A 23,415-nucleotide genomic window follows, 5' to 3' on the forward strand; every position below is an offset into this window, starting at 1 on the left:
GCCGGCCGGTCAGAAAACGATCAGGGTGGTGCCGGCCACGATCGCGGAACGGATCTGAGCCAGGTCGAACGAGCCGCTGACCGGTGCGAGTTCTACCCGGAATCGCACCACCGCGCCGTCGCGGACGGCCCATCGCACCCGCGCGCCCCGGGGCAACTCTCCCATCGGGATGGGGTTCATCGTGCGCCAGCGCCGGGGAACGGGCAGCCCGGCCCAGGTGGCGTGCCGCACGACCAGGTGCAGCACATCCTCGGTGACCGAGGCGTCCAGGTCGGCGGTGATCCTCTTGCGGCGATGCACCGCGTGGATGAGCCCCTGCTCGGTCACCGAGAGTTCCCATTCCCGCTGCCGGCTCGCGAGCCAGCCCACCACGGCGTCCAAGCCGACGGTGCCCTCGATATCCACCCGGTTGGCGCGGACGCGGGTCGGTACCCCCGGGACCAGCCGGACCTCGTGCGAGACAACGGTGACCTCGTCGATGGGCCGTTCGTCCCAGCGCAGCCCCCGGAGTACCGCTTTGGTCTGGAAATGCGCGCCGCGCCGGCGCACCTTCAGGAGATCCAGGGTGCCGGTCAGCCGATGATCCAGCAGCGTCGCGCTGATCTCCTGTCCGCCGAACCGGCTCAATATGCCTTCGCTGAGCACGGTGAGCAGCGTGTCCGGTAGCAGCGCGGTGACGGTCCCGGCGCCGAGGTCGGCCATCGGTTCCATCCAGGCGGTGGTCAGGCTTATCCACTGTTCCAGCCGGGTCTGCTCGAACAGTCGTTTACCCAGGTCGACGGCCCACAGTGCGTTGAACGGGGAGGTCGAACGGGAATCGGAGTAGGCGGCCATGATCACTTGCGAGGGTACTGGGTCGGCCGGGCCCGGACCACGCGGTGTCGTCCGGGTCACCCGCCGTGTCGGGGCCGCGGCGGAACTCCCGTGCAACTCGACCCACGACCCGCGTCGATCAATCGGCCCGGAGGCTGTCCGGTTCGGGTAGGTTCGGTCCGGCAATGGGACTCGACCAGAGACTGCGAGAAGTTTTGATCGAGGTGATGGCTGGCCCGCGGCCCGGTCGTGTCGGGCTCGCGTTCCTCGGATTGGTGCTCGCGGGGTATGTCGCCGTGCCGGTCCCCGCGCATGCCGCGCCGTTTCCGTGGGCACCGCCGCCGGTGAACGAGTGTGGCGAAACCGGTTTCGACCCGCTCGCCCGGGAACCCGATCCGTCGGCCCCGCCCCCGCCGCCGGTGCAGGTACCTCCCCGGATCGATATCCCGGTTCCGGTACCGCAGCTGCAACCCGTGCCCGTACCCGACCCGCCGCCGGACAACACCCGGATCACCCCGGATCCGTTGCCCGCAGACCCCTGTCACAACCCCTGTCCCGATATTCGCGACACACCGAAACCGGTGGAGCCCGCCCCCGATGACGCGGCGCCTCCCCCGGCCGCGCCGGGTGGCGGTTCGGCGAACGGCAGCAGTTCGGGGTCGTCCGGTTCCGGAATACCGTGGCAGCTGCCCGAGATCCGGGTGGAACCGGAGATCGAACCGATCCCGTACCCGGTGCCCGGCGGCGAGGGCGCGCCGCCGCAACCGGCACCGCCGCCGGTCGTGCATCCGGCCGAACCGGGTCCGGTCGCGGCTCCGGTGGTGCTGCCGCGGGTCGAGACGGTGCGGCTGGTCGAACAGGTCACCGGGCCCGGGTCGGCGAACCGCACCGATATGCGCTGGCAGGTCGACGGCACCGACCTCGGGCTGATGTGGGAGACCGAACCGGGCCGGATCGCCATGGTGTTCGGCGATACGTTCGGAAAGGGCTGGTCGGCCGGTGAGGTGGGCGGCCCGGACTGGCGCAGCAATGTGCTGGCCTACAGCACCGACCGCGACCTCTCCGACGGTTTGACGCTGGATACGATGGTGCAGGACAGCCGTTGCCACGCGGCCGAACTGCTGGGCAGTCGCAAGATCAAGAACTGGGAGACCACCACCATCCCGACCTCCGGCTTCGCGCTCGGCGGGCGGCAGTACCTCAGCTTCATGTCGGTGAACCGCTGGAGCCGCATTCCGGGGATGTGGTGGACGAACTACGGCGGTATCGCCTACTCCGACGACGGCGGCAGCACCTGGGTCAAGGATCAGCATGCCCGCTGGGACAACCTGTTCGGGCTCAACCGGTTCCAGGTGACGGCCATGGTGCCGCACGGCGACCACGTCTACATGTTCGGTACGCCCAACGGCCGGGTCGGGGTGATCGGGCTGGCCCGGGTCCCGAAGGACGAGGTGCTGAACAAGACGGCGTACCAGTACTGGGTGCACGGCACCTGGGCCCCGGCGGCGGAGAACCAGGCGACACCGCTGGTGGCCGGTATCGCCAGTGAGCTGTCGGTGCGGGTCGATCCAGGGACCGGACTGTGGCAGATGAGTTACCTGGATACGGCGCGCGGCGCGGTCGTCCTGCGGACCGCCGCCGACCCTCAGGGCAGCTGGACCGAACCGGTTCAGCTGGTATCGACCGCCGACTATCCGAAGGCCTACGGCGGTTTCCTCCATCCGTGGTCCACTTCGCGGGATCTGTATCTGGCGCTGTCGGAGTGGGATTCGTACAACGTGTATCTCCTGCACGCCCGGCTGGCGCGGCCGGACGAGTCGCCCGTGTCGTGAGGTCCGTGGACGCCGGGATCAGCCGGTGTCCGCCGCGCGCCGGAACCGGATCCGCTGACCGGGCCGGGCCTGCGCCACCCGGTCGATATCGGCGTCGGTGACCACCGCGATCACCGGGTAACCGCCGGTGATCGGGTGGTCGGCGAGGAAGACCACCGGTTGACCGCCGGGCGGAACCTGCACCGATCCGAGCGCCATACCCTCGGTGGCGAGCTCGCCGGACGATTTCCGTCGCAGCGCCGGCCCGTCCGCCCGGTCCAGGCGCGCCCCGACCCGGTCGGTATCGGCGCTCACCGACCAGTGACCCGTGAACAGGGCCCCCGGGTCGGTGAACCAGTCGTCCCGGGGGCCGGGCAGGGCGTGGATCTCCAGCGTTGCGTCCGGTCCGGGGAGTGGCGCCTGCTCGATGATCGGCCACTCACGGGGCGGTGGACCGATGGGGAGGGTTTCGCCGTCGCGCAGCGGGGGCGGGCCGATACCCGAGAGAGTGTCGTAACTGCGGGAGCCCAGTACCGGGGCGACATCGATTCCGCCGCGTACCCCGATGTAGCTGCGCAGTCCGGTGCGCGTCGTGGCCAGCCGCAGGCGCCGGCCCGGCGAAAGGTGCAGTACGCTCGCGTGACCCACCGGCGTCCCGTCCAGGGTCGCGGGGGCGGGTGCCCCGGTGACCGCCAGCAGCAGTGAGTTTTCGGCGCGCAGCGTCAGGCCGCCGAGTAGGACTTCGATCCCGGCGTAGCCCTCCGGGTTTCCCACCAGGCGGTTCGCCAGCCGTAGCGCCCCGCGGTCCGCGGCACCGGAGGGGCCGACGCCGGAATGGAACCACCCGGGGCGACCCAGATCCTGGACGGTGGCCGCCGGGCCGACCCGCTCGATCACGATCACGAGGTGGCGTCCACATCGACGAATCGCACCCGCGCGCCGGCACGGACGAGGGCGGGCGGGTCCCGATCGGTATCCCACAGGGTCAGTGCGGTGGTGCCGATCAACTGCCAGCCACCCGGCGTCACCCGCGGATAGACCGCCGACCAGCCTCCGGCCAGGCCGACCGACCCCGCCGGTATGCGGATGCGCGCCGTATCGCGGCGCGGGACGCTGTACTGCCAGTCGGCGGCGGTGAGATAGCCGAAGCCCGGCGCGAAGCCGACGAAGGCGCACTGCCAGGTCGCGGCGGTGTGCGCGGCGATCACCTGGTCCGGTCGCAGATCCAGCAGCACGGCCACGGTATCGAGATCGGGACCGTCGTACCGTACGGGAATCCGCACAGGTTCGGTTGCGGGCGTGCATGTTCCACGGGAAACATCGGGTTGCGTCGCGCTCACCGCGGCGACGATGCGTTCCAGCTCACGCCGTACCCGGGGTGCGGAGCGCACCGAATCGAGGGTCACCAGCACGGTTTCCGCGGCGGGCAGGATATCCACCACCCCGGCGACCGGATGCCCGGCCAATTCCGTGGCCAGCCGGCCGACCCGCTCCGGATCGTCCGGAGTGAGCAGGAAAGCCCGGTCGCCGGCACACCGTACCGCCGTCTCCTCCCGGATTCGTGGAGCTCGCGACACGCCACCTCACCCCCGTTCCGTCGTTCAGGTGAACGACGCTACCGCTATCCCGGCGTCCTCGAGTGCGGCACGGATCCGCCGGGCCATCCGAACCGCGGCCGGGGTGTCGCCGTGTACGCAGATACTGTCGGGCGAGACCGCCACGGTGCCGCCATCGCCCAGCACCCGGGCGGTACCGTTCTCCGCCAGCGAGACCGCCTGAGCGACTGCCGGTTCGGTACCGAGTACGGCGCCCGGGGTACCGCGCGGTGCGAGGCCGCCCGCGGCGGTGTAGGCCCGGTCGGCGAAACCCTCGCTCACGAACTGGGTCCCGGCGGCCAGCGCCGATTTCTCGAGATGGGTACCGGCGGGTCCGAGCAGGACGAGGGCGGGATCGTAGTCCCGCAGGCCCGCGAGTACGGCGTCGGCGAGCGCCGTGTCCGCCGCGGCGGCGTGGTACAGCGCGCCGTGAGGTTTCACATACCGCACCCGGTCGCCCGCCGCCCGGGCGAAGCCGTCCAGCGCGCCGATCTGGTAGAGCGTCTCGTCCCGGAGGTCCGCGGGCGCTACCGCCATTGCCCGCCGCCCGAACCCCGCCAGGTCCCGGTATCCGATATGCGCCCCGATCCGCACCCCCTTCTCCACCGCCGTCGCGCAGGTGCGCCGCATGATGGACGGATCGCCGGCATGGAAACCGCAGGCGATATTGGCGCTGGTCACGATGTCGAGCATGGCGGCGTCCTCCCCCATGCTCCATGCCCCGAACCCCTCACCGAGGTCGCTGTTGAGGTCCAGACCCATGGCACGCCCTCCTTCCGGCTGTGTCTCCATTGTCCTCCCCTCATCCGGCGTTGCCGGGTCGCCGAATCCGCCTGCGGTTGTTGAGCAACAGTGCGACGATGCCGAGCCCATAGCAGGCCGCCCCCGCCAGGACCACGCCCGGGGATCGGCCGTCGGCCGGGACGACCAGCGCCGTCATCGCGACCGCCAGGACGAAGGCGATATTGAACACCGTGTCCTGGAGGGCGAAGACCTGGCCGCGCCGGTCGTCGGGGATATCCATCTGCATGGCGGCGTCGCCGGTGAGTTTGATGGTCTGCCCGGCCAGTCCGAGCAGGAACGCCCCGGCCAGCAGGAGCTGGTGGGCGCGGTGCACGCTGTCGGCCGCGTGGGTGAGGGCGGTGGGCAGGACCAGCGCCAGCTGTACCGCGATCGCACCGGATAGCGCCAGCAGGATGGTCCGGGACCGGCCCAGGCGGGGAATGAGCAGCGGGGTGAGCAGCGCCGCCAGCAGCATTCCGGCGGCCGTGGCGGTGATCGCGACACCGAAGCCGATCAATCCACTGTCCACCGCCGCGCCCTGGGACGGCGATTCCCGCAGCACCAGCACCATGACGAGCGTGTTGGTGCCGAAGACGATCCGGTGGGTTCCGATACCGATCATCGCGGTGGACACATCGACCGAATGCCGGACCGCGCGTGCGCCGACCAGCAGTCCGGCGAGCACCGCCCGCACCGCGCCCGCGGTGTCGCCGGGTTCCGATTCCGGGCCGAGGGTGCGGGGGCGGAACCCGGCCGTGAGCGTCACTCCGGCCACCGAACCGGTCACACTCAGCGCCACGGCGACGGCCGAACCGGTATCGCCGGCGCCGATCGCGCCGATCACCGCCACCGCGGCCGCCGCGCCGCCGGCCGCGCACGCCGAGCCCACTGTCGCGAGCACGGAGTTGGCGGGTACCAGCCGGTGCAGCGCCAGCACCCGCGGCAGCGCCGCCGATACACCGGCCGCGGTGAACCGGCTGATCCCGACTACCGCCAGCGCCAGCAGCAAGAGGAAACTCGCGCCGGCCCCGGTGAGCAGGCCCAGTGCCACCACGGCGATCAGCAGGCCGCGCATCAGATTGGCGATCAGCAGGACCAGTCGCCGATCCCAGCGGTCCAGCAGTGCCCCCGCGTACGGTCCGATCAGCGAATAGGGCAGCAGCAGTACCGCGAAACCGGCCGCGACGGCGAGCGGGTCGGTTTCCCGTTCGGGATTGAACAGGATCGCCCCGGACAGCGCGGCCTGGAACATGCCGTCACCGAACTGGCTCGTGAAGCGCACCAGGGTCAACCGGACCGCGCCGGGGCTCTCGCTGATCGCGGCGCGTAAGGCCGACAGGTCGTGCCGCCGCCCGCCGCCTTCCGGTATCCGGTCCGTGGTGGTGGGTTCGGGCGCAGAGCTGGACACCGCCGCGACGCTACCTGCCCCGCAGGCCGGGAGGTATTCCGGCCGGTCCGGACACGCGTTCGGCGATCAGCAGATCGACGGCCTCACGCATATCGGGCGCCATCGGCAGGGTGCCCAGCGCGCCGGCGTCTATCCAGGCGTAATCGTCGTGCTCGTCCGGGTCCAGCGTTATCTCACCGGCTTCGGCTTCGGCCAGAAAACTGAATTTCCGCACCTTGGCCTTGGTGCGGGTGGCGTAGTCGAACCAGCCGAGGAAATCGGTGATCCGGCGGGCCACCAGGCCGGTTTCCTCGAGCAGTTCCCGTGCCGCGCCCTCGGTGAGCGATTCGCCGGATTCAACCCCGCCACCGGGTAGCTCGTACATCCCACCGAGATAGTCACCCGGTACCCGGCGCACCACCAGCAGTTTTCCGTCCTGGAACACCGCGACACCGACGACCAGGTCGGTGACGCCGTCGCGCCGCGCGGCGGCGCGCAGCCGCTGCTCGGTTCGCGCGAGTGCTTCGGGGCGCATCCTTCACCTCCCGGTTCCGTATAGATCCATTTTCGTGAAACATCTGCCACACCGCTATTACCGACCCGCTTGCTCACCGGCCGTTCACCCCGAGGTCGCTCGCGTAAAATGCCCAGAGCGGACAATCGACGAGGTCGTGGTATCGCCGAGGTACTACACGCGGGAAAGGTAATTGTGCCCGAGCCGGAAAGGAGTCGTGCGATGTCCACGCTGCCGACGCCGCATATCGATGTACATCGTGCGGGTGATCGTCTGAAGACCCGGATATCGTGGCTCGATTCCAAGCATTCGTTCTCCTTCGGCGCACACTACGACCCCGAGAACACCCATCACGGTCTGCTGCTGGTGAACAATGACGATATCGTTCTGCCGGGCCAGGGGTTCGATACCCATCCGCACCGCGATATGGAGATTGTGACGTGGGTGCTCGAGGGGTCCCTGGTTCATCAGGATTCGCTCGGTCACAGTGGCGTCATCTACCCGGGGCTCGCGCAGCGGATGAGTGCCGGTACCGGCATCCGGCATTCGGAGAAGAATGATTCGTGGCGGATCGACGGCAATCGGCCCGAACACGACGAACCGGTGCATTTCGTGCAGATGTGGGTGTTGCCCGACGTACCCGGGATCGAGCCGGGATACCAGCAACTCGAAATCGACGACCAACTGGCCGCGGGGGGTCTGGTGACCGTCGCGTCCGGGCTGCCGCGGTATCGCGACCGCACCGCCATCGCCATCAACAGCTCGCATTCGGCGCTGCACGTGGTGAAGTCGGCGCCGGACGCGCAGGCGTCGGTAGAACTGCCCGAGGCGCCCTACGTCCACGTGTTCGTCGCCCGTGGGTCGGTCGAGATGGAGGGCGTGGGCCTGCTGGACACGGGTGACGCGGTGCGCCTGACCTTTTCCGGCGGCCAGCGGCTGACCGCGCGGGAACCGGCGGAAGTGCTGATCTGGGAGATGCATGCCCGGCTCGGCGCCGGGTAACGTCCGAAAAGTCCGGATAGGGGTCGACCCGTGGGTGATCGACCCTCGACAATGATATGCGGACCGAGATCGCTCGAGCGTTACCGGCAGGGTCTCGACCAGCTCAGCTGAGGAGGAACGTATGTCCTATCCACCGCCCCCGGGTTATCCCGAGCCAGGGCCCTACCCCGGCACCGGCGGGCAACCCGAGTACTGGCAGGAATCGCCGAAACGCAAGGGGATGGCGATCGCCGCGCTGGTCCTCGGCATCCTCGGCGTACTGAGCTTCTGGACGATCGTCGGCGGTATCCTCTTCGGGCTCATCGCGGTGATCCTCGGTGTGATCGCCCTGGTGAAGGCGAATCGCGGCACCGGCGGCGGCGGGATCATGGCGGTGATCGGCCTGATCCTGGGCGGGCTCGCCCTCGCCGGAGTGATCGTCGTCGGCATCGTCGGCTGGGGCATCTGGTCGGATTCGGGTGGCCGCGACTTCGTCGACTGCGTCAGCAACGCGGGCGGTGACCAGAGCGCGGTGTCGCGGTGCGAAGACGAGTTCAACCAGCGTATCGAGGACCAGTACGGGGTGACGATCGCTCCACCGGAGCCCACCAACTGAACGGGCGGGCCGGTCCGGTATCCCGCTCGGACGGGCCCGCACCGGCATACTGGATGCTGTGACTTTTGACGTGACCAGCCCCTCCGGTATCGATCTGACCCATCTCGACCCGGCCGTCCGGGTACAGGACGACCTGTTCACGCATGTCAACGGCGCCTGGCTGGCCGGGTACGAGATCCCGGCCGACCGGGCGGTCGACGGCGCGTTCCGCACCCTGTTCGACCGGGCGGAGCTCGATGTCCAGGAGATCATCCGCAATGCCACGGGTGAGCCCGGCAGCGATGCCCGCAAGATCGCCGACCTCTACGCCTCCTTCATGGACACCGACGCGGTCGAGTCCGTGGGCCTGACCCCCATCGTCGAAGAACTGGCCGCGCCGGCGCGAACCACAGACCGGGGTGAGTTCGCCGGGCTGCTGGGCCGGCTGCAGCGGGTCGGCGTCTCCGGTGCGGTCGCCGTCTACGTCGATACCGACGACAAGAACTCCCAGCGCTACCTCGTCTATGCGACGCAGTCCGGGATCGGGCTGCCCGACGAGTCCTACTACCGCTCCGACGAGTACGCCGAGGTGCGGGAGCGCTATATCGCACATATCGACCGGATGTTCGCACTGGTGGCGGCCGATCCGCGGATCGCGGAGCTGCTGCCCGCCGGCCCGGTGGGCAGCCGCGTCTTCGAACTCGAACGCAAACTCGCGGCCGGACACTGGGACGTGGTGCGTCGTCGCGACGCCGAATTGAGCTATAACCTCACCACTTTCACCGACCTGGCGGCCGCGCATCCGGAATTCGACTGGACCGCCTGGGCCGACGGTCTCACCGAAGGCGTCACGGGCGGCGGACCGGACCTGCTGGCCGAGCTGGTGGTCCGGCAACCCGACTTTCTCCGGACCTTCGCGCAGCTGTGGGCATCGGAATCGGTCGAGGAGTGGCAGCTGTGGGCGCAGTGGCGGGTGCTGCGGTCCCGCGCGCCCTATCTCACCGAGGCGGTGGTCGAGGAGAGTTTCGATTTCTACGGCCGCACGCTGACCGGCGCCCAGGAGAACCGCGAGCGGTGGAAGCGCGGGGTGTCGCTGGTACAGGACCTGCTCGGTGAAGCCGTGGGCAAACTGTATGTGGCCGAGCACTTCCCGCCCGCGGCCAAGGCGGCGATGGTGCGGCTGGTGGAGAACCTGCGCGAAGCCTATCGCCGCAATATCGCCGAGCTGGAGTGGATGAGCCCGGCGACGCGGCAGGCGGCGCTGGCGAAACTGGACAAGTTCACGCCCAAGATCGGCTACCCCGAGCGCTGGCGCGACTATTCCGCGTTCACCGTGGCGCCGGCCGACCTGGTCGGCAACTACCGCCGCGGCTACGCCGTCGACCACGACCGGGACCTGAACAAGCTCGGCGGCCCGGTGGACCGGGACGAATGGTTCATGACCCCGCAGACCGTGAACGCCTACTACAACCCGGGAATGAACGAGATCGTCTTCCCGGCCGCCATCCTGCAGCCGCCGTTCTTCGATATGAACGCCGACGACGCCGCCAACTACGGCGGGATCGGGGCGGTGATCGGGCACGAGATCGGGCACGGCTTCGACGATCAGGGCGCCAAGTACGACGGCGACGGCAATATGGTCGACTGGTGGACCGATACCGATCGTGCCGAGTTCGGTAAGCGCACGCGGGCGCTGATCGACCAGTACGATGTGCTCTCCCCCGCCGATCTGTCCGACGAGCACACCGTGAACGGTGAGTTCACGATCGGTGAGAACATCGGCGACCTGGGCGGCCTCTCGATCGCGCTGCAGGCGTATCGGATCTCGCTGAATGGGCAGGAAGCACCGGTTATCGACGGCCTGACCGGGCTGCAGCGAGTGTTCTTCGGCTGGGCGCAGGTCTGGCGGACCAAAGCGCGACCCGAGGAAGCGGTTCGCCGGCTCGCGGTGGACCCCCATTCGCCCGCGGAGTTCCGCTGCAACGCGGTGGTCCGCAATATCGACGCCTTCCACGAGGCGTTCGACCTGACCCCGGACGACGCCCTCTACCTGGCGCCCGAGGAGCGGGTCAAGATCTGGTGACCATCACCCGGTAACGATGCATGCACTTCGAGGCCTGAACGGCGGGACGGGCCTCGACCCTTTCAGGGCCTCGTAAGACTCGGCACCGAGATTGTGGGCCCGTTCGGGAAGGCAGGCGGATGAGAGGTTCTGCTCGGGGTATGAGAGGTGACCAACCCGGCGAATGGCGGTGATGCCGTCGGCGAAGGGGCAGGCAGCACGCTGCAAGGTCGATATGGTGCGGCCGACCGGGGGACGGAAGCCGAGCCGACAGTGATCCTTATGGTGCGTGCGGATCCAGATGCCGACCTGGCCCGTCAAGGCTGACGTAACCACATGTGTCGAGTTTTACGAGACACCTCGAAGGGTTGAGGCCCGTCTCGCCCTTGGCCGGAGGTGCTCAACGGTCGGCCTTCCGTGGAAGGCCGACCGCACGTCGCATGAGCGAAGCTCGAGTCTCGAGGCCGAAACGGCGAGACCAAGGGGGCCTCAACCCCGCGCCGCCGCAGGCGGCGCCAAAAAACACAGCTCAGTTCCAGTCGCCCAGGCCGTCGCCGGCGTTGAGGGTGCCGCCCTGGGTGTTCTGCACGACCACCGCGTCACCCTTTTTGACGTTTTCGTAGAACCATTTGGCGTCCTCGGTGCTCACGTTGAGGCAGCCGTGGCTGGTGTTCGCGTAGCCCTGCGAGCCGACCGACCACGGTGCGGCGTGTACGAAGATTCCGCTGTTGGAGATGCGGGTCGCGTATTCGACATCGAGCTTGTAGCCCTCGGGGGCGTCGATCGGAACTCCGTAGGTCGAGGAGTCCATGACCATTTCACGCTTCTGCTCGCCGACGATATAGGTGCCGTTGGGCGTTTCGTGGTCGACCTTGCCCATCGAGGTCGGCATGGTGCGTACGACCTCGCCGTTACGGGTCACGGTGATCATCTTGGTGTTGTCGTCGGCGGTGGCGATCACCGCGTCACCGACGTGGAAGGCGCTGCGGCTGCCGCCGGCCTCGACCACGACGTCGCTCTGCGCGGGCCAGAACTCGTTCGGCCGCCAGCGCACCTGCCTATCGCTCCACCAGTAGAAATGGCCGGGTACCTCGGTCGAAGAGGTGATCTTGATGGCGCGCTCGGCGGCGGCGCGATCGTCGATCGGATCCTTGAAGTTGATGATGATCGGCTGCGCGATGCCGACCTCTTCGCCTTCGGAGGGGTTGATCGCCGGCGGCGCGAAGTTGGCCGCGGGCGGTGCGGGTTCGACGACGCCTGCCGCCGACCCGGAGGGCAGGCTCGGCAGCGCGTAGACCGGCGCCGTGGCCACCGTGGTGGCTGCGGCGACTGCGGCCGTCAACAGGACACCTTGCCGAAGCCGCCGCTGGGCGCGGCGACCGGTCGGCAGCGACCCGGTGTTGTCGAAGACATGCATAAGAGTGTTCGTCCGTCCATTCGACTCTGGAGCGCACGGGGCCTGTGGGCCGCCGATATCTCCTTCGGAGCACCCCGGCGAGTGTTCGCGGAGTTCTGTGGAGCCCCTCCACGGCCGTCCGGCCCGTGGGCGTCTGGATCGTCCGCGCGCCACCGGTCGTAGAGTTGTGGAGCGGTCCCGACGGGCTGGTGCGCATCGCGGAAGCTCGCTGGGATCCAGCCGATGCGCCTCCGCTCCGAGTTCCTTCGTACTGCCTTTACGAAGTCGTGACCACTCCCGTTTTCCGTTATATAGCTGTTATGCATCGCAGGTGCGTCGTAGCATGCTCCCCCGGCGGGGCGCCCCCGGACCCGTTGAATGCCCGGTGGGCCGGGGATTCCTGCTCGGACGGTGTGTCTGAGCCCGGGGATGGTGATCTGCGTTACCAAACCTGCCGATGAGATATGTCACGTCACCCCGCTGTCTCCGCGGCACGGTCGTCGGCGGTACGGCCGCGGCTCCCCGCGGGCGGCGTCATCGGAGTCGACGCTCGGGCCGCCATGGTGTATTCATGGCGTGATATTTGCTGGCGGAGCTGTAGTGAGGCGCGGATTCGATGGGGGCAGAGTTCGGCATCACAGCGGGAGGACTGTGCGTGTCTGGTTGGGCATCATCTCGATTGTCGGTGGCGATCGCCGGGGCCGCGGTCGCGGTCGGCTTGGCGGTCGCGGGCTGTAGTTCCACCATCGAGGGCCGGGCGCAGCCGGTGCTGGAGACCGGCACGGTGGACGCGGTGGACGTGACCGGTACCCCCGGCTCCGGCGAAGCCTCGCGGACCACCACCTCCAGCGCGCCGACCACCACCCCGGAGGCCGGAGATGTCAGCTTCGACGCCGAGGTCGGTGACTGCGTGACCCTCGGCGGAACCACCACCGACGCCAGTATCGAAGCGGCGTCCTGCGGTAGCAACGAGTCGAACTACAAGGTGATCGGCAAGGCCGAGCAGAGCAGCCAGTGCATCGGCGATGCCGACAACTACTACGCCGAGAGCCGCAACGGTATCGAGATGGGGGCGTTGTGCCTCGATATCGACTGGGTGGTCGGCGGCTGTATGGACGTGGGTGGCGGGACCACCGGCCCGGAGCGTATCGATTGCACCGAGACCTCGGCCGCGGACGGGGTGAAGGTCGTCGCGATCGAGCAGGGCGCCACCGAGGTCGACGCGTGTGGCGCGGGCAGTTCCGGCTACGTCTACCCGGAGCGGCGCTTCGTGGTGTGCGTCGACGAACTCTGAGGTTTCCGAACCGCCCCGGTAGCGGCGCCCGAGGGCGGAAATGAACGAGGCGGGCACCAGGGGTGCCCGCCTCGTCCTGTCTCTCCGGTAGCCGTTAGATGGGCCGGTACCCGGCTCCGATGCCGTGGCGACTGTCGATATCACCCATGATGGTCGTCATATTGGTGCCGACCTCGGGGCCGAAGCAGGCGATCGCCAGGTAGGCGTTCACCATGCCGACCAGCGTGGAACCGACGACCACCGGGGCGCCGGAGTCGCCTTCCATCACACACATCTGCGACCAGGTCTCCATACTGCTGGCGAAGATGTCTCCGTAGGCGAGACCGCAGGTGTTGCCGGTGGTGCGGCCCTCCTTGCAGACGATATTGGGGAATTGGGCCGGTGCGCCGACCCCGGTGATGCTCAGGTTGCCGATCCGGTTGACCGGGGTCACCCGGCCCGGATCGAACTCGAGTACCGCGTAGTCCAGGTCCTGGTTGGAGTAGACGAACCGGCCGAGCACGCCGGCGCCCGGGTCCTGTTCCGCATACACTTCGTGCCCGGGCGTTCCGCAGTGTCCCGCGGTGAGGCCGACGAGTCTGCCGGCGCCGTCGTGACCGATCGTGGTGAGCGTGCACTGGATCGCATATTCGGACATTTGGCCGGACTCAGAGGAGATGATGAGCCCCGAGCCACCACCGAGTACGGGCCGGGCGGGGTCGGCGGCTGCCGCCCCGGTGCCGAGAAGCGCCGTACTCAGTGCGACGGCGAAGACGGCACTGGCCGCCTGGGCGAGTTTCCTGAACATATCCCTCCAGACCTTGAAGCCGCACGATATCAATGTGTGGCACCTCATCGTGGCAGCAAAGGCCCCGACGCGCGCCCCGAGTAACCGTTACCCGCGAGTTCCGTTGCGTAACAGAGGGGTTCGGCTATTCGGTCGTGCATTCGGCCGGGGTGCTTCGCGTGCGGCGCGCACCGCACGAACTCCGGCCACGATAACCTTGGGAAGAATAGCCGAACGCTATTAATTGTCCCGGATTTGGGCGCGCGGGTCGAGTAACAGTCGAATCTCCGGACTGCCGCGAAAGGGTTAATTTCCCGGAATACTCTCCGTTATTTAAGTGAACCATGATTCGCATCGGTTCTTGCAGTCTTCGTTACATTCGGGGCCGGTCAGAGGTATGTTCTTCCGGTGCCGCGGAACTCTCGTTGGGATACACACCAAGGAACGTGTGATAACTCAGTGGTCACGCCACAAAGTGATGAACATCTGTGATCGAGGTCTCGCGCCTATGGTGTGTTCCGCACTACTACGTAGTAAGGTGCCTCAAGCAAACCAGCCGTCGGGGTATGTAACCGACGTCGAGAGGGGTTAGTCAGTGCAGTCGACCAAGAGTCCACCAACAGGTTCTCGGTTGAGCGGGGCGGTCGAGTGGACGCGGGACTACTGGCGCGACCACCCCCGACGTTCCCTGGAAACGCTCGGCCGGCAGATGACCATGGGTGTCGAAGCGGTCTCCGAACTCGTGGTCAGTATCTTCCGTGGCCGGTTCCCTCTCGACGAGTTCATCCGCCAGTGCGCCTTCATGGCGAGCGTCGCCGCGGCGCCCACGCTGCTCGTCGCGATTCCGATCGGTGTCATCGTATCCATCCAGGTCGGCGCGGTCGCGCAGCAGGTCGGCGCCACCTCGTTCATCGGCGCGGCCAATGGCCTGGGCATCATTCAGCAGGGCGCGCCACTGGTCACCGTGCTGATGATCGCGGGCGCGGTCGGGTCCGCGATCTGTGCCGATCTCGGCTCCCGAACCATCCGGGAAGAAATCGACGCCATGAAAGTCATGGGTGTCGACCCACTGCGCCGGCTCGTGGCACCCCGGCTCGGTGCCGCAATGCTGGTCAGCGTGCTGCTCTGCGGGTTCGTGGTCTTCGTCGGATTTCTGACCGGATACATTTTCAATATTTTCGCCCAGGGCGGTACCCCGGGTTCCTATATCGCGACCTTCGCCTCGTTTGCGATAACGCTCGACCTGCTTGTCGCGCTGGTGAAATCGCTGTTGTTCGGCCTGCTCGCGGCAATCATCGCCTGCGATACCGGATTGAACACCCGCGGTGGTCCGGGCGGTGTCGCCAACTCGGTGAATACCGCCGTTGTCATGTCCGCGGTGATGTTGTTCGGAGTGAATGTGATCTTCACCCAGGTGTACAACACTTTGTTCCCCCCGCAGGTGGTGTGAGCCGGTGTCCGCAACCTATGTGCCCCCGCTGCTCAAACCGCTGCAGCAACTGCGTAAAGCGGCCGGCGCACCGGTCGATCTGCTGGCCCGGCTCGGGCACCAAGTGTTCTTCTTCCTCCGCTCGATCGGCTCGATGCCGCTGGCGTTCAAGCAGTACCCCAAAGAAGTCTGGCGGCTGCTCTCGGATGTCACCTGGGGCAACGGCAATCTCATCGTCGGTGGCGGGACCATCGGCGTCGTGCTCATCCTGAGCGCGTTCGGCGGAATGACGGTGGCCATCCAGGGCCACACTTCGCTCGACCTGCTCGGCCTGAGTCCGATCACCGGCGCCATCTCCGCCTTCGCGACCACCCGCGAGCTCGGCCCGCTGCTGGCCTCGCTGGCCTTCGCGGCACAGGCGGGCTGCCGATTCACCGCTCAGCTCGGCGCCATGCGTATCTCCGAAGAGATCGACGCGCTGGAGTCGGTGGCCATCCGCCCGCTGCCCTACCTGGTGAGCACCCGGATGATCGCGGCGATGATCACCATCCTGCCGCTGTACTGCCTGGGCCTGGCGATGGCCTACATCTCCTGTGCACTGACCGTGCAGCTCATCGGTGGTACCGCCAGCGGTACCTACCAGCACTACTTCTACCAGTTCCTGATTCCGACGGATGTGCTGTACTCGCTGCTCAAAGCGATCATCTTCGTCGCCATCACCACGTTCATCCAGTGCTACTACGGCTTCTTCGCCTCCGGTGGCCCCGAGGGCGTCGGTGTCGCGGCCGGTCGTGCGATCAAGATGTGCATCATCGCCACCGTCTTCGTGGACCTCTTCATGACCTTGGCCATCTGGGGTGTCAACCCCGGCATCCGGATCTCGGGGTAGGCAATGATCATCGATCCGAGTGGGCGCGGGCCCACGATGAAGCAGTTGCTGATCGCGGGCGTCTGCGGCCTGGTCGTCTTCGCCATCGTGCTCGGCTTCCTGATGGCCCGGTATCAGGGCTATTTCGTGGAAAAAGTAAAGGTGACGGCCAATCTCACCACCACCGGTGACGGGCTGCCCGAACAAGCCGACGTCAAGTTCCGCGGTGTGCTGGTCGGCGCGGTCAAGAACGTGTCGGTCGCCGCCCAGGGCGAACTGCAGCAGGTCAACATCGAACTGAAGCCCGAATTCGCCGACGGAATCCCGGCCACGGTCACCGCCCGCGTGGTGCCCAGCAACCTGTTCGCCGTCACCTCGGTGGAGCTGGTCTACAACGGGCCCAGCCAGGACCACCTCGACGAGGGCTCGACCATCGAGGAAGACCGCAGCCAGGGCACCATCGCGCTGCAGACCACCCTGACCACGGTGCAGAACATCCTCGACGCCATCGATCCGATGCAGTTCGGCCGGGTGCTGGGCACCCTTTCCTACGCGCTGGACGGCAGCGGCCGGATGCCCGGGTCGACCATCGAACGGGTCGACCGCTGGGTGACCTCGGTGGACGAGTCGATTCCCGATCTCGGTGTCTTCCTCGGCGATCTTTCGGGTTCGGTGCACGCACTCAACGAATCGGCGCCGGAGCTCATGGACGTCCTGGCCTCATCCGTCCAGACCGCGAGCACGATCGCCGACCGGCGCGAGGAGCTGGTGAACGTGATCACCGGCGCCAGCAGCATGGCCGATCAGATCAACGATCTGTTCGCCCGGAACCCGAATGTCGGTAAAGAGCTCACCGTCGGGATGAACCAGACCTTCGGTGCGTTGGCCGCGAACCCGTCGTCCATCACCAACGCAATCAGTAATCTGAACAACTCGTCGCGCAAGCTGAACACGGTGTTCACCTGGGGACCACAGCGGCAAATGGTCTGGAACGCGGGCGTCACCCTCACCCCGTTCAACCCCAATACCATGGCGGACTGCCCGCGCTACGGCGATCTGGCCGGCCCGAGCTGCGCCACCGCCCCCGCGGTCGCGGATCCGGGCTACCTCCCCGAGCAGGTGAAACCGCGCCGGCTCCCCGCCGCCGACGGGCTGCCGGTGCTGCCGCCGCTGCCCGGTCTGCCGGAGATCCCGGGTGTCACCACCCAGGCCGGCGCGCCCGCACCGACGACTCAGGCGCCGGGCAACAACCCGTTCGCCGGTACGCCGCTGGAAGGGCTTTTCCCGCAGGGGTTGCCGCAGCTTCCAGGGCTGCCCGGCGTACCGGCCCCGGCTCCTGCCGCGCAGCCCGGTGCGCAGCCGCAGAATCCGCCGGCTCAGCCGGGGGCGCCCGCACCGGCCGCGGACAACGGCACCGCCCCGGGTACCGGCGTGGTGCCCGCGGCCGCACCGATCACCTACGAGGGCGACGCCGCGGTGCAGACGCTGCTGGGTCGCAAGCCGTCCTCGATGGAGTACTTGATGCTGAGTTCGATTCTGGAAGGCGGAACCCTGCGCGTGACCGAGGAGGCCGCCTCGTGAGGAAGGTTCGCAAACCGCTGATCGGGTTCAGCCTGTTCGCGGTGGTATCCGTGCTGGTCACCGTACTGGTGTGGAATACGCTGGCCCGGACGGTCGACGGTGGTACGAAATCGTATTCCGCGGTTTTCACCGATGTACTGGGCTTGCGGGAGGGCGACGACGTCCGGATGGCGGGCGTGCGGGTCGGCAAGGTCCAGAAGATCGAGGTCACCGACGACCACAATGCCAAGGTCAGCTTTATCGTCCAGGACGATCAGACGCTCTTCGGCAACACCAAGGCGCTGGTGCGCTATCAGAACCTGATCGGCCAGCGTTATGTCGCGCTGGCGCCGGGGTCCGGTGGCGATGCGGCCCAGCTGCCCGAGGACGGCACCATCCCGTTGGACCGCACCGAGCCGTCCTTCGATATCTCGGCGCTGCTCAACGGTTTCCAGCCGCTGTTCGAGGTGCTCGAGCCCGCGCAGGTGAACCGGCTCTCGGAAACCTTCATCCTCGCGTTGCAGGGCGATCGGGTGTCGCTGAGCTCGTTCATCACCCAGGCCGCCACCATGGCAGGCGATTTCCAGCGGCGCGACGCCATCCTCAGCGATGTGATCACCAACCTCAGCGGTGTGATGGCCGGTCTGGCCAAACGAGGGGACGAATTGGAGACGCTGATAACCCAGACGCGGGCGCTGATCGGCGGTTTGTACGAGCAGGGGCAGCAGCTGCTCGGCTCGACCGAGCAGATCGCGGGCGCGACCACGGCTCTCGTCGGCATGGTGGGCAATATCCAGCCGAAGCTGGAGGCCGTCCAAATTTCGACACGTGACGCTTTGACCCTGTTCCTGGCCAACGGCGCCAAGCTGGATCAGGCCGCGATCGACCTTCCGTCCATCCTCGCCGATGCCGGGCGCTTCACCTCCGAGGGCGCGTACGCCAACGCCTACATCTGCCGACTGGATGTATCGCTCTACGGTGTGCTCTTCCCGCGCGGGCTGTTCTCCCAGATCGGCGGCAATTCGCAATCGGCGGTGTGCCGGCCATGATGACGAAACTCAAAACCTGGTTCAACAACAATCGGTATTTCGGCCTCGGCATCATCGGTGTCGTAGTCGTCGGTGTGCTGGTCCTGGCCTCGACCGGATTCCGCAACCTCGGGATCGGTGAACAGTCCATCGAGGCCGAGTTCGTACAGTCCGCCGGTATCACCGTCGGCGACAAGGTCGATGTCGCCGGGGTGCCGGTGGGCCGGGTCGCGGCCGCCGAACTCGAGGGCGACCACGTACTGCTGACCCTGCAGGTCAGCAATGACGTGAAGCTCGGACCCGATGCCCGGGCCGCCATCAAGATGGCGACCCTGCTCGGCGCCCGCTATGTGGATCTGGATCCCGGTGACGGCTCCGGCCTGCCCGACGACCGGATCCCGAAGACCAATACCGCGGTCCCCTACGACCTCGCCGATGTGGTCTCCAAGGGCACCCCGGAGTTCCAGGAACTCGATCCCGGCAAACTGGCCGAATCGCTGAACCTGTTCAACGAGCAGTTGGAAGGGTCGCCGGAACTGGTCGTCCAGTCGCTGGACAGCATCGGTGCGCTGGCCAAGGTGATCGACCAGCGTAAGGACGACGTCTCCCAGCTGCTCAAGGATCTCGACCGGGTGACCACCATTCTGGCCGACAACCGGAACAGCGCGCTGCTGATCATCACCCAGGGCGAGGCCATCGCCTCGCGGGTGGTGGAACGGCAGCAGTTGCTGCGCACCCTGCTCGACAATGTGGCCACGCTGACCGCGCAGTTGCAGGCGATCGGTGCCCAGAACAACAACCAGTTCAGCACCACGCTCGACCAGCTGAACACCATGGCAACGGGCCTGCAGAAGAACAAGGACAACCTGGATCGGCTGCTGTCGATCATGCCGCCGTCGGTGCGCTACCTGGCCAACGCGTGGGGTAACGGCAACTACGCCGAGGTCGGTATTCCGTGGCTGTTCCCGGACAACTGGTTGTGCTTCGCCGAAGTCGCCGAGGGGTGCCAGGGATGACCAAGAACAAGATCGGGATCGTGAAGCGGACCGCCCAGGCGCTGGTCATCGGAGTATCGGCGGTCGCGCTCGGCAGCTGCTCGGTGGTGAACAGCGTGACCGGCGGGGACATCAAAATCACCGCCGATTTCGAGAACATCGCCGGCATGTTCGAGGGCAACCCGATCACCGTGCTCGGGCTCGAGGTCGGCAAGGTCGACAAGATCGTGCCGCACGGCGATCTGGTCGAGGTCCATATGACCATCGACGGTGATGTGCAGATCCCGAAGGACGCGATGGCGGTGGTGGTCTCGCCCTCTATCGTCACCGACCGGCATATCGAGATGACCCCCCGCTATGTCGAAGGGGACACCCTCGAGAACGGCGATCACCTGCCGCTGGAACGCACCGATGTCCCGGTGGAACTGGATACGATGCTCAAGACCATCGACAAGTTCGCCGATGCGCTCAAACCCCAGGAGGGTCAGGAAGGTATCGGCCCGCTCTCGGGCCGGGTGCTGTACCCGATGCTCAACGGTCAGGGCGCGAAAATGCGGGACACCCTCAACGCGCTGTCGAGCGCGCTGAAGGTCGGTGTCGACAACAAGGACCACATCTCGAACATCATCATCAAGCTCAACGAGCTGACCACGATGCTGGCCGAGAACGACCAGGCCGTCCGCGATTTCAGCAACCAGGCCACCCAGATGACCACCATGCTGGCCGAGCAGGCGCCGGGCCTGCAGGCCACCCTGCAGCAGCTCTACGACTTCCTGAACAACACCAGTTCGGTCTTCGCGCAGCATCAGGATCAGCTGGTGGACACGCTGAATCGGATGAACAGTGTGATCGAGCAGCTGCGGGTGAACGCGCACGGTGTCACCGAGGTGGTCGATGTCGCGCCGATGCTGCTGCAGAACATCCACCGGTCGATGAACTACGAACAGGGCTACGTCCGGCTGCACGCGCTGATCGGTACCAACCTCGCGAATGGCGAGCTCATCAGCCTGTTCTGCGAACGGATACAGATGAAGTCCGACGGCTGCCGCACCGGCCGGCCCGAAGATTTCGGACCCGACTTCGGACTCACCGCCGCACTGCTGGGACTGACGAAATGATGCGAACGATTCGCCGGGCCCGCCGCGCCATGGCCGCCCTCACCGCGGCCGGGACGGTGGTGCTGGCCTCCGGATGCGGTCTGACCGTGGAGGACATCCCGCTGCCGAAACCCGGTATCGGCGGTGACACCTTCACGCTGAAGGCGGTGTTCGAGAACGCGCTGAACCTGCCCGACCAGGCCAAGGTGAAGATCGGCGGCTCCGATGTCGGTGTGGTCACCCATATCGCGACCAAGAACTTCCAGGCCGTCGTCGATATGGAGATCCGCAAGGATATCGACCTCCCGGAGGGCACCACCGCCGAACTGCGCCAGGCCACCCCGCTCGGTGACGTGTTCATCGCGGTCTCCAAACCGCCCACCGAGCAGGGCAGCCGGTTGCTCACCGACGGCGATACGCTGCCCATCGAGAAGACCTCGGCCGGCGCGACAGTGGAGGAACTGCTGCTGTCGGTATCGCTGATGTTCAACGGTGGTGGTATCGCCCATCTGACCCGGCTGGGAACCGAGCTGGACTCGATCGTCGGCGGTCGCAGCGATCAGCTGGTGCATCTGGTCAACGAGATCACCGGCGTGGTCTCGAGTATCAATGCCAACTCCGCGCAGATCGACAGTGTGCTCGGTGAATTCAACGTGCTGGCCGACACTCTCGACGGCCGGCGGACCGAACTCGGTCAGGTGGCCGACACGCTCCCGGACATGATCGGCGCCATCGCGGAGAACAACCGGGCGCTCGGAGATCTGCTGGGCAAAATCGCCACCACCAGCGCGGCCCTCGGCGATTACGCGAACACCACCGGTGGTGATCTGGCCGGGACGCTGGACAATCTGAACAACTTGATGGCGGCGCTCGCGGCCACCGGCGACAACTTCGGCGCGCTGATGGACGCCCTGCACGATCTGAAGGGCCCGGTGAACGCCACCTTCCGCGGTAGCAGCCTGGCCGCCCAGGTCAATGTCACCAATCTCGATATCGCCATGCTGACCGCGCCCGGCACCAGCCACTTCTACGATGTGCGCGATCTGCAGGACTTCGCGGGCAGCCTGCTGCAGATCCTCCAGGTCGTGCAGTACCGCGTGGGAGGCCAGTGATGTCCAAGCACAAGATTCTGCTGTCGAATGTCGGGCTGGTCCTTGCCCTGCTGATCGGCGGCACCTATCTACTGGTGAACGTCATGCGGGTCAATCCGCTGCGCAGCACCTACACCGTGACCGTGAGCCTCGACCGCTCCGGTGGCCTGCAGCCCGGCAACGATGTCACTTTGCGCGGTTACCGGGTCGGTGAGGTGAGCGACCTCCGGCTCGTCGACGACGGCGCCGGTATCCAGGCGAAGGCCGAGATCGATTCCCGCTACGACATCCCGGTGGATACGAAGGTGGCGGTTCAGGCACTGTCGGGCGCCGGTGAGCAGTACATCGATTTCCGGCCGGCCGGTGACCAGGGCCCGTACCTGACCGACGGTTCGGAGGTCACCTTCGATCCCGAGCGCGTGAGCACCCCGGTCCCGATCTCGGCGGTGCTGGAGAATTCCAGCGATCTCATCGCCCAGGTGAACCCGGAACATTTCGCGGTGATCCTGAACGAACTCGATATCGCGCTCAGCGGCGGGCCCGATCAGTTGCGTTCGCTGATCGAAGGGGTCAGCCTGGTCACCGCGGGGATGGATTCGCTGCTGCCGCAGACCACGCATCTCATCGCCAATCTGCGCACCATCGCGGGTACCACCTCCCAGGCCCAGCCCGATCTGGGGACGTTGACCGCCAATTCGCGGGTCCTGTTCGATCAGTTCAACAAGGCCAACGCCGAACTGATCAAGGTGCTCGATCAGGCGCCGGGACAGTTCGCGAGCGTGACCGCCACCCTGGACAGCACCAGTGACCCGATCACCGCGCTGGCCAACAATTTCCTCGCGCTCACCCGGGCCGCGCAGCTGCGCACCCCCGCATTGGCGGCGCTGTTCCCGGCGCTCGAGCTCGGCGGCGCCGCACTCGGCGTCCCGGCCCACGACAACGAGTTCCACACCATCCTCGATATCTGGTTCCGGCCGTACTGCCAGTACCAGTCCACCCCGATGAAGACCCAGGTGGTGCAGGACGGCACCATCCCGATGTGGAACTACTGCGACAGCCCCGGACCGGGGGAGCAGATCCGTGGCGCGGTGAACGCGCCGCGACCGAACATCCCGAACAACGGCGCCACCATTCCGCCGGGGGTGGATCCGAACGAACGTACGCTGCCGCCCGTGCGGTAGGAGGACCGGTCGCCGCGCGCCGGGTGCGACGGTGCATACTCTCGCAGAGATGCCCGCCACACCCGGCGGTCGTTTTCGACCGGTAGATTACGGCGCGTTTCCCAGAGCCGCGCCGGGAAGGTGTGAACAGTACAGATGTCCTCAGAAAAACCCGTCTCCGACCCCTTGG

General features: G+C 66.9%; 21 protein-coding genes. 13 read left to right on the top strand and 8 right to left on the bottom strand.

Features of this window, described 5'->3' with window-relative positions; genetic code table 11:
* Nucleotides 1-9 precede the first annotated feature (9 nt).
* Nucleotides 10-834, bottom strand: a complete 825-nt coding sequence (locus tag AB0H42_RS10540) for a hypothetical protein (protein ID WP_357052930.1) — start codon at nt 832-834, stop codon at nt 10-12.
* 206 nt (nt 835-1,040) lie between these two features.
* On the opposite strand from AB0H42_RS10540, the gene AB0H42_RS10545 reads away from it, so the two are divergent.
* Nucleotides 1,041-2,645 carry a DUF4185 domain-containing protein gene (locus AB0H42_RS10545; RefSeq protein ID WP_357052933.1) on the top strand — a complete coding sequence of 535 codons (1,605 nt, stop codon included), beginning with the start codon at nt 1,041-1,043 and terminating at the stop codon, nt 2,643-2,645.
* A gap of 18 nt (nt 2,646-2,663) precedes the next feature.
* On the opposite strand, the gene AB0H42_RS10550 is transcribed toward AB0H42_RS10545, so the two are convergent.
* The 5 genes from AB0H42_RS10550 to AB0H42_RS10570 all read right to left on the bottom strand — a co-directional run bounded on the left by AB0H42_RS10550 (nt 2,664) and on the right by AB0H42_RS10570 (nt 6,924).
* A complete protein-coding gene (locus tag AB0H42_RS10550) occupies nt 2,664-3,527 on the bottom strand; it encodes a biotin-dependent carboxyltransferase family protein (RefSeq protein WP_357052936.1) in 864 nt (287 codons plus the stop codon).
* Entirely contained in the window at nt 3,524-4,201 is a 678-nt protein-coding gene (locus AB0H42_RS10555) for an allophanate hydrolase subunit 1 (protein WP_357052939.1), read from the bottom strand. Before AB0H42_RS10555 ends, AB0H42_RS10550 begins: the two co-directional genes overlap by 4 nt.
* Nucleotides 4,202-4,225: 24 nt before the next feature.
* Entirely contained in the window at nt 4,226-4,981 is a 756-nt protein-coding gene (locus AB0H42_RS10560) for a 5-oxoprolinase subunit PxpA (protein ID WP_357052942.1), read from the bottom strand.
* Between the two features lie 40 nt (nt 4,982-5,021).
* Complete coding sequence (locus AB0H42_RS10565) at nt 5,022-6,341, bottom strand: MFS transporter (protein ID WP_357053356.1); 1,320 nt, start codon at nt 6,339-6,341, stop codon at nt 5,022-5,024.
* Nucleotides 6,342-6,420: 79 nt separating this feature from the next.
* A complete protein-coding gene (locus AB0H42_RS10570; RefSeq protein WP_357052944.1) occupies nt 6,421-6,924 on the bottom strand; it encodes an NUDIX domain-containing protein in 504 nt (167 codons plus the stop codon).
* A gap of 201 nt (nt 6,925-7,125) precedes the next feature.
* Between AB0H42_RS10570 and AB0H42_RS10575 the strand changes: the two genes are divergently transcribed.
* The 3 genes from AB0H42_RS10575 (at nt 7,126) to AB0H42_RS10585 (ending at nt 10,562) form a co-directional block, all read left to right on the top strand.
* Entirely contained in the window at nt 7,126-7,905 is a 780-nt protein-coding gene (locus tag AB0H42_RS10575) for a pirin family protein (protein WP_357052947.1), read from the top strand.
* Between the two features lie 121 nt (nt 7,906-8,026).
* On the top strand, nt 8,027-8,500 hold the full coding sequence (locus AB0H42_RS10580; RefSeq protein ID WP_357052950.1) for a DUF4190 domain-containing protein: 474 nt from the start codon (nt 8,027-8,029) through the stop codon (nt 8,498-8,500).
* A 58-nt stretch (nt 8,501-8,558) separates the two neighbouring features.
* Nucleotides 8,559-10,562 (top strand): M13 family metallopeptidase, encoded by a 2,004-nt coding sequence (locus AB0H42_RS10585; RefSeq protein WP_357052953.1) that lies wholly within the window; start codon nt 8,559-8,561, stop codon nt 10,560-10,562.
* Between the two features lie 508 nt (nt 10,563-11,070).
* Here the strand turns inward: AB0H42_RS10585 and AB0H42_RS10590 are convergent.
* Nucleotides 11,071-11,958, bottom strand: a complete 888-nt coding sequence (locus tag AB0H42_RS10590; protein WP_357052956.1) for a L,D-transpeptidase — start codon at nt 11,956-11,958, stop codon at nt 11,071-11,073.
* Between the two features lie 664 nt (nt 11,959-12,622).
* Here AB0H42_RS10590 and AB0H42_RS10595 point away from each other — a divergent pair.
* Complete coding sequence (locus AB0H42_RS10595) at nt 12,623-13,231, top strand: hypothetical protein (protein WP_357052959.1); 609 nt, start codon at nt 12,623-12,625, stop codon at nt 13,229-13,231.
* Nucleotides 13,232-13,325: 94 nt separating this feature from the next.
* Here the strand turns inward: AB0H42_RS10595 and AB0H42_RS10600 are convergent, their stop codons facing one another.
* Nucleotides 13,326-14,018: a serine protease gene (locus tag AB0H42_RS10600; protein WP_357052962.1), complete on the bottom strand. Its 693-nt coding sequence runs from the start codon at nt 14,016-14,018 to the stop codon at nt 13,326-13,328.
* Nucleotides 14,019-14,628: 610 nt separating this feature from the next.
* Here AB0H42_RS10600 and AB0H42_RS10605 point away from each other — a divergent pair.
* From AB0H42_RS10605 to AB0H42_RS10640, 8 genes are read left to right on the top strand one after another with little or no spacing between them, the layout of a single operon-like run.
* Nucleotides 14,629-15,447 (top strand): ABC transporter permease, encoded by an 819-nt coding sequence (locus tag AB0H42_RS10605; protein ID WP_030524481.1) that lies wholly within the window; start codon nt 14,629-14,631, stop codon nt 15,445-15,447.
* 4 nt (nt 15,448-15,451) lie between these two features.
* The gene (locus AB0H42_RS10610; protein WP_357052964.1) at nt 15,452-16,315 is read left to right on the top strand and encodes an ABC transporter permease; all 864 of its coding nucleotides are present in this window, start codon (nt 15,452-15,454) and stop codon (nt 16,313-16,315) included.
* Between the two features lie 3 nt (nt 16,316-16,318).
* On the top strand, nt 16,319-17,875 hold the full coding sequence (locus AB0H42_RS10615; protein WP_357052967.1) for an MCE family protein: 1,557 nt from the start codon (nt 16,319-16,321) through the stop codon (nt 17,873-17,875).
* Complete coding sequence (locus AB0H42_RS10620) at nt 17,872-18,903, top strand: MCE family protein (RefSeq protein WP_357052970.1); 1,032 nt, start codon at nt 17,872-17,874, stop codon at nt 18,901-18,903. The genes AB0H42_RS10615 and AB0H42_RS10620 overlap by 4 nt, the downstream gene beginning before the upstream one ends.
* Nucleotides 18,900-19,898 carry an MCE family protein gene (locus tag AB0H42_RS10625; RefSeq protein WP_357052973.1) on the top strand — a complete coding sequence of 333 codons (999 nt, stop codon included), beginning with the start codon at nt 18,900-18,902 and terminating at the stop codon, nt 19,896-19,898. Before AB0H42_RS10620 ends, AB0H42_RS10625 begins: the two co-directional genes overlap by 4 nt.
* Nucleotides 19,895-20,995: an MCE family protein gene (locus AB0H42_RS10630; protein WP_357052975.1), complete on the top strand. Its 1,101-nt coding sequence runs from the start codon at nt 19,895-19,897 to the stop codon at nt 20,993-20,995. The genes AB0H42_RS10625 and AB0H42_RS10630 overlap by 4 nt, the downstream gene beginning before the upstream one ends.
* Nucleotides 20,992-22,086 carry an MCE family protein gene (locus AB0H42_RS10635; RefSeq protein ID WP_357052978.1) on the top strand — a complete coding sequence of 365 codons (1,095 nt, stop codon included), beginning with the start codon at nt 20,992-20,994 and terminating at the stop codon, nt 22,084-22,086. The genes AB0H42_RS10630 and AB0H42_RS10635 overlap by 4 nt, the downstream gene beginning before the upstream one ends.
* Nucleotides 22,086-23,246 carry an MlaD family protein gene (locus AB0H42_RS10640; protein WP_357052981.1) on the top strand — a complete coding sequence of 387 codons (1,161 nt, stop codon included), beginning with the start codon at nt 22,086-22,088 and terminating at the stop codon, nt 23,244-23,246. Before AB0H42_RS10635 ends, AB0H42_RS10640 begins: the two co-directional genes overlap by 1 nt.
* Nucleotides 23,247-23,415: the final 169 nt, after the last annotated feature.

It is taken from the genome of Nocardia sp. NPDC050799 (assembly GCF_040654015.1).
Classification (GTDB): domain Bacteria; phylum Actinomycetota; class Actinomycetes; order Mycobacteriales; family Mycobacteriaceae; genus Nocardia.

Excerpts from the sequence above, each read along its gene's own strand:
- AB0H42_RS10575 (WP_357052947.1), top strand. The coding sequence starts at position 7,126 with ATGTCCACGCTGCCGACGCCGCATATCGATGTACATCGTGCGGGTGAT.
- AB0H42_RS10635 (WP_357052978.1), top strand. The coding sequence starts at position 20,992 with ATGATGCGAACGATTCGCCGGGCCCGCCGCGCCATGGCCGCCCTCACC.
- AB0H42_RS10545 (WP_357052933.1), top strand. The coding sequence starts at position 1,041 with ATGGCTGGCCCGCGGCCCGGTCGTGTCGGGCTCGCGTTCCTCGGATTG.
- AB0H42_RS10580 (WP_357052950.1), top strand. The coding sequence starts at position 8,027 with ATGTCCTATCCACCGCCCCCGGGTTATCCCGAGCCAGGGCCCTACCCC.
- AB0H42_RS10570 (WP_357052944.1), bottom strand. The coding sequence starts at position 6,924 with ATGCGCCCCGAAGCACTCGCGCGAACCGAGCAGCGGCTGCGCGCCGCC.
- AB0H42_RS10615 (WP_357052967.1), top strand. The coding sequence starts at position 16,319 with ATGATCATCGATCCGAGTGGGCGCGGGCCCACGATGAAGCAGTTGCTG.
- AB0H42_RS10630 (WP_357052975.1), top strand. The coding sequence starts at position 19,895 with ATGACCAAGAACAAGATCGGGATCGTGAAGCGGACCGCCCAGGCGCTG.
- AB0H42_RS10590 (WP_357052956.1), bottom strand. The coding sequence starts at position 11,958 with ATGCATGTCTTCGACAACACCGGGTCGCTGCCGACCGGTCGCCGCGCC.
- AB0H42_RS10640 (WP_357052981.1), top strand. The coding sequence starts at position 22,086 with ATGTCCAAGCACAAGATTCTGCTGTCGAATGTCGGGCTGGTCCTTGCC.
- AB0H42_RS10625 (WP_357052973.1), top strand. The coding sequence starts at position 18,900 with ATGATGACGAAACTCAAAACCTGGTTCAACAACAATCGGTATTTCGGC.
- AB0H42_RS10600 (WP_357052962.1), bottom strand. The coding sequence starts at position 14,018 with ATGTTCAGGAAACTCGCCCAGGCGGCCAGTGCCGTCTTCGCCGTCGCA.
- AB0H42_RS10560 (WP_357052942.1), bottom strand. The coding sequence starts at position 4,981 with ATGGGTCTGGACCTCAACAGCGACCTCGGTGAGGGGTTCGGGGCATGG.
- AB0H42_RS10540 (WP_357052930.1), bottom strand. The coding sequence starts at position 834 with ATGGCCGCCTACTCCGATTCCCGTTCGACCTCCCCGTTCAACGCACTG.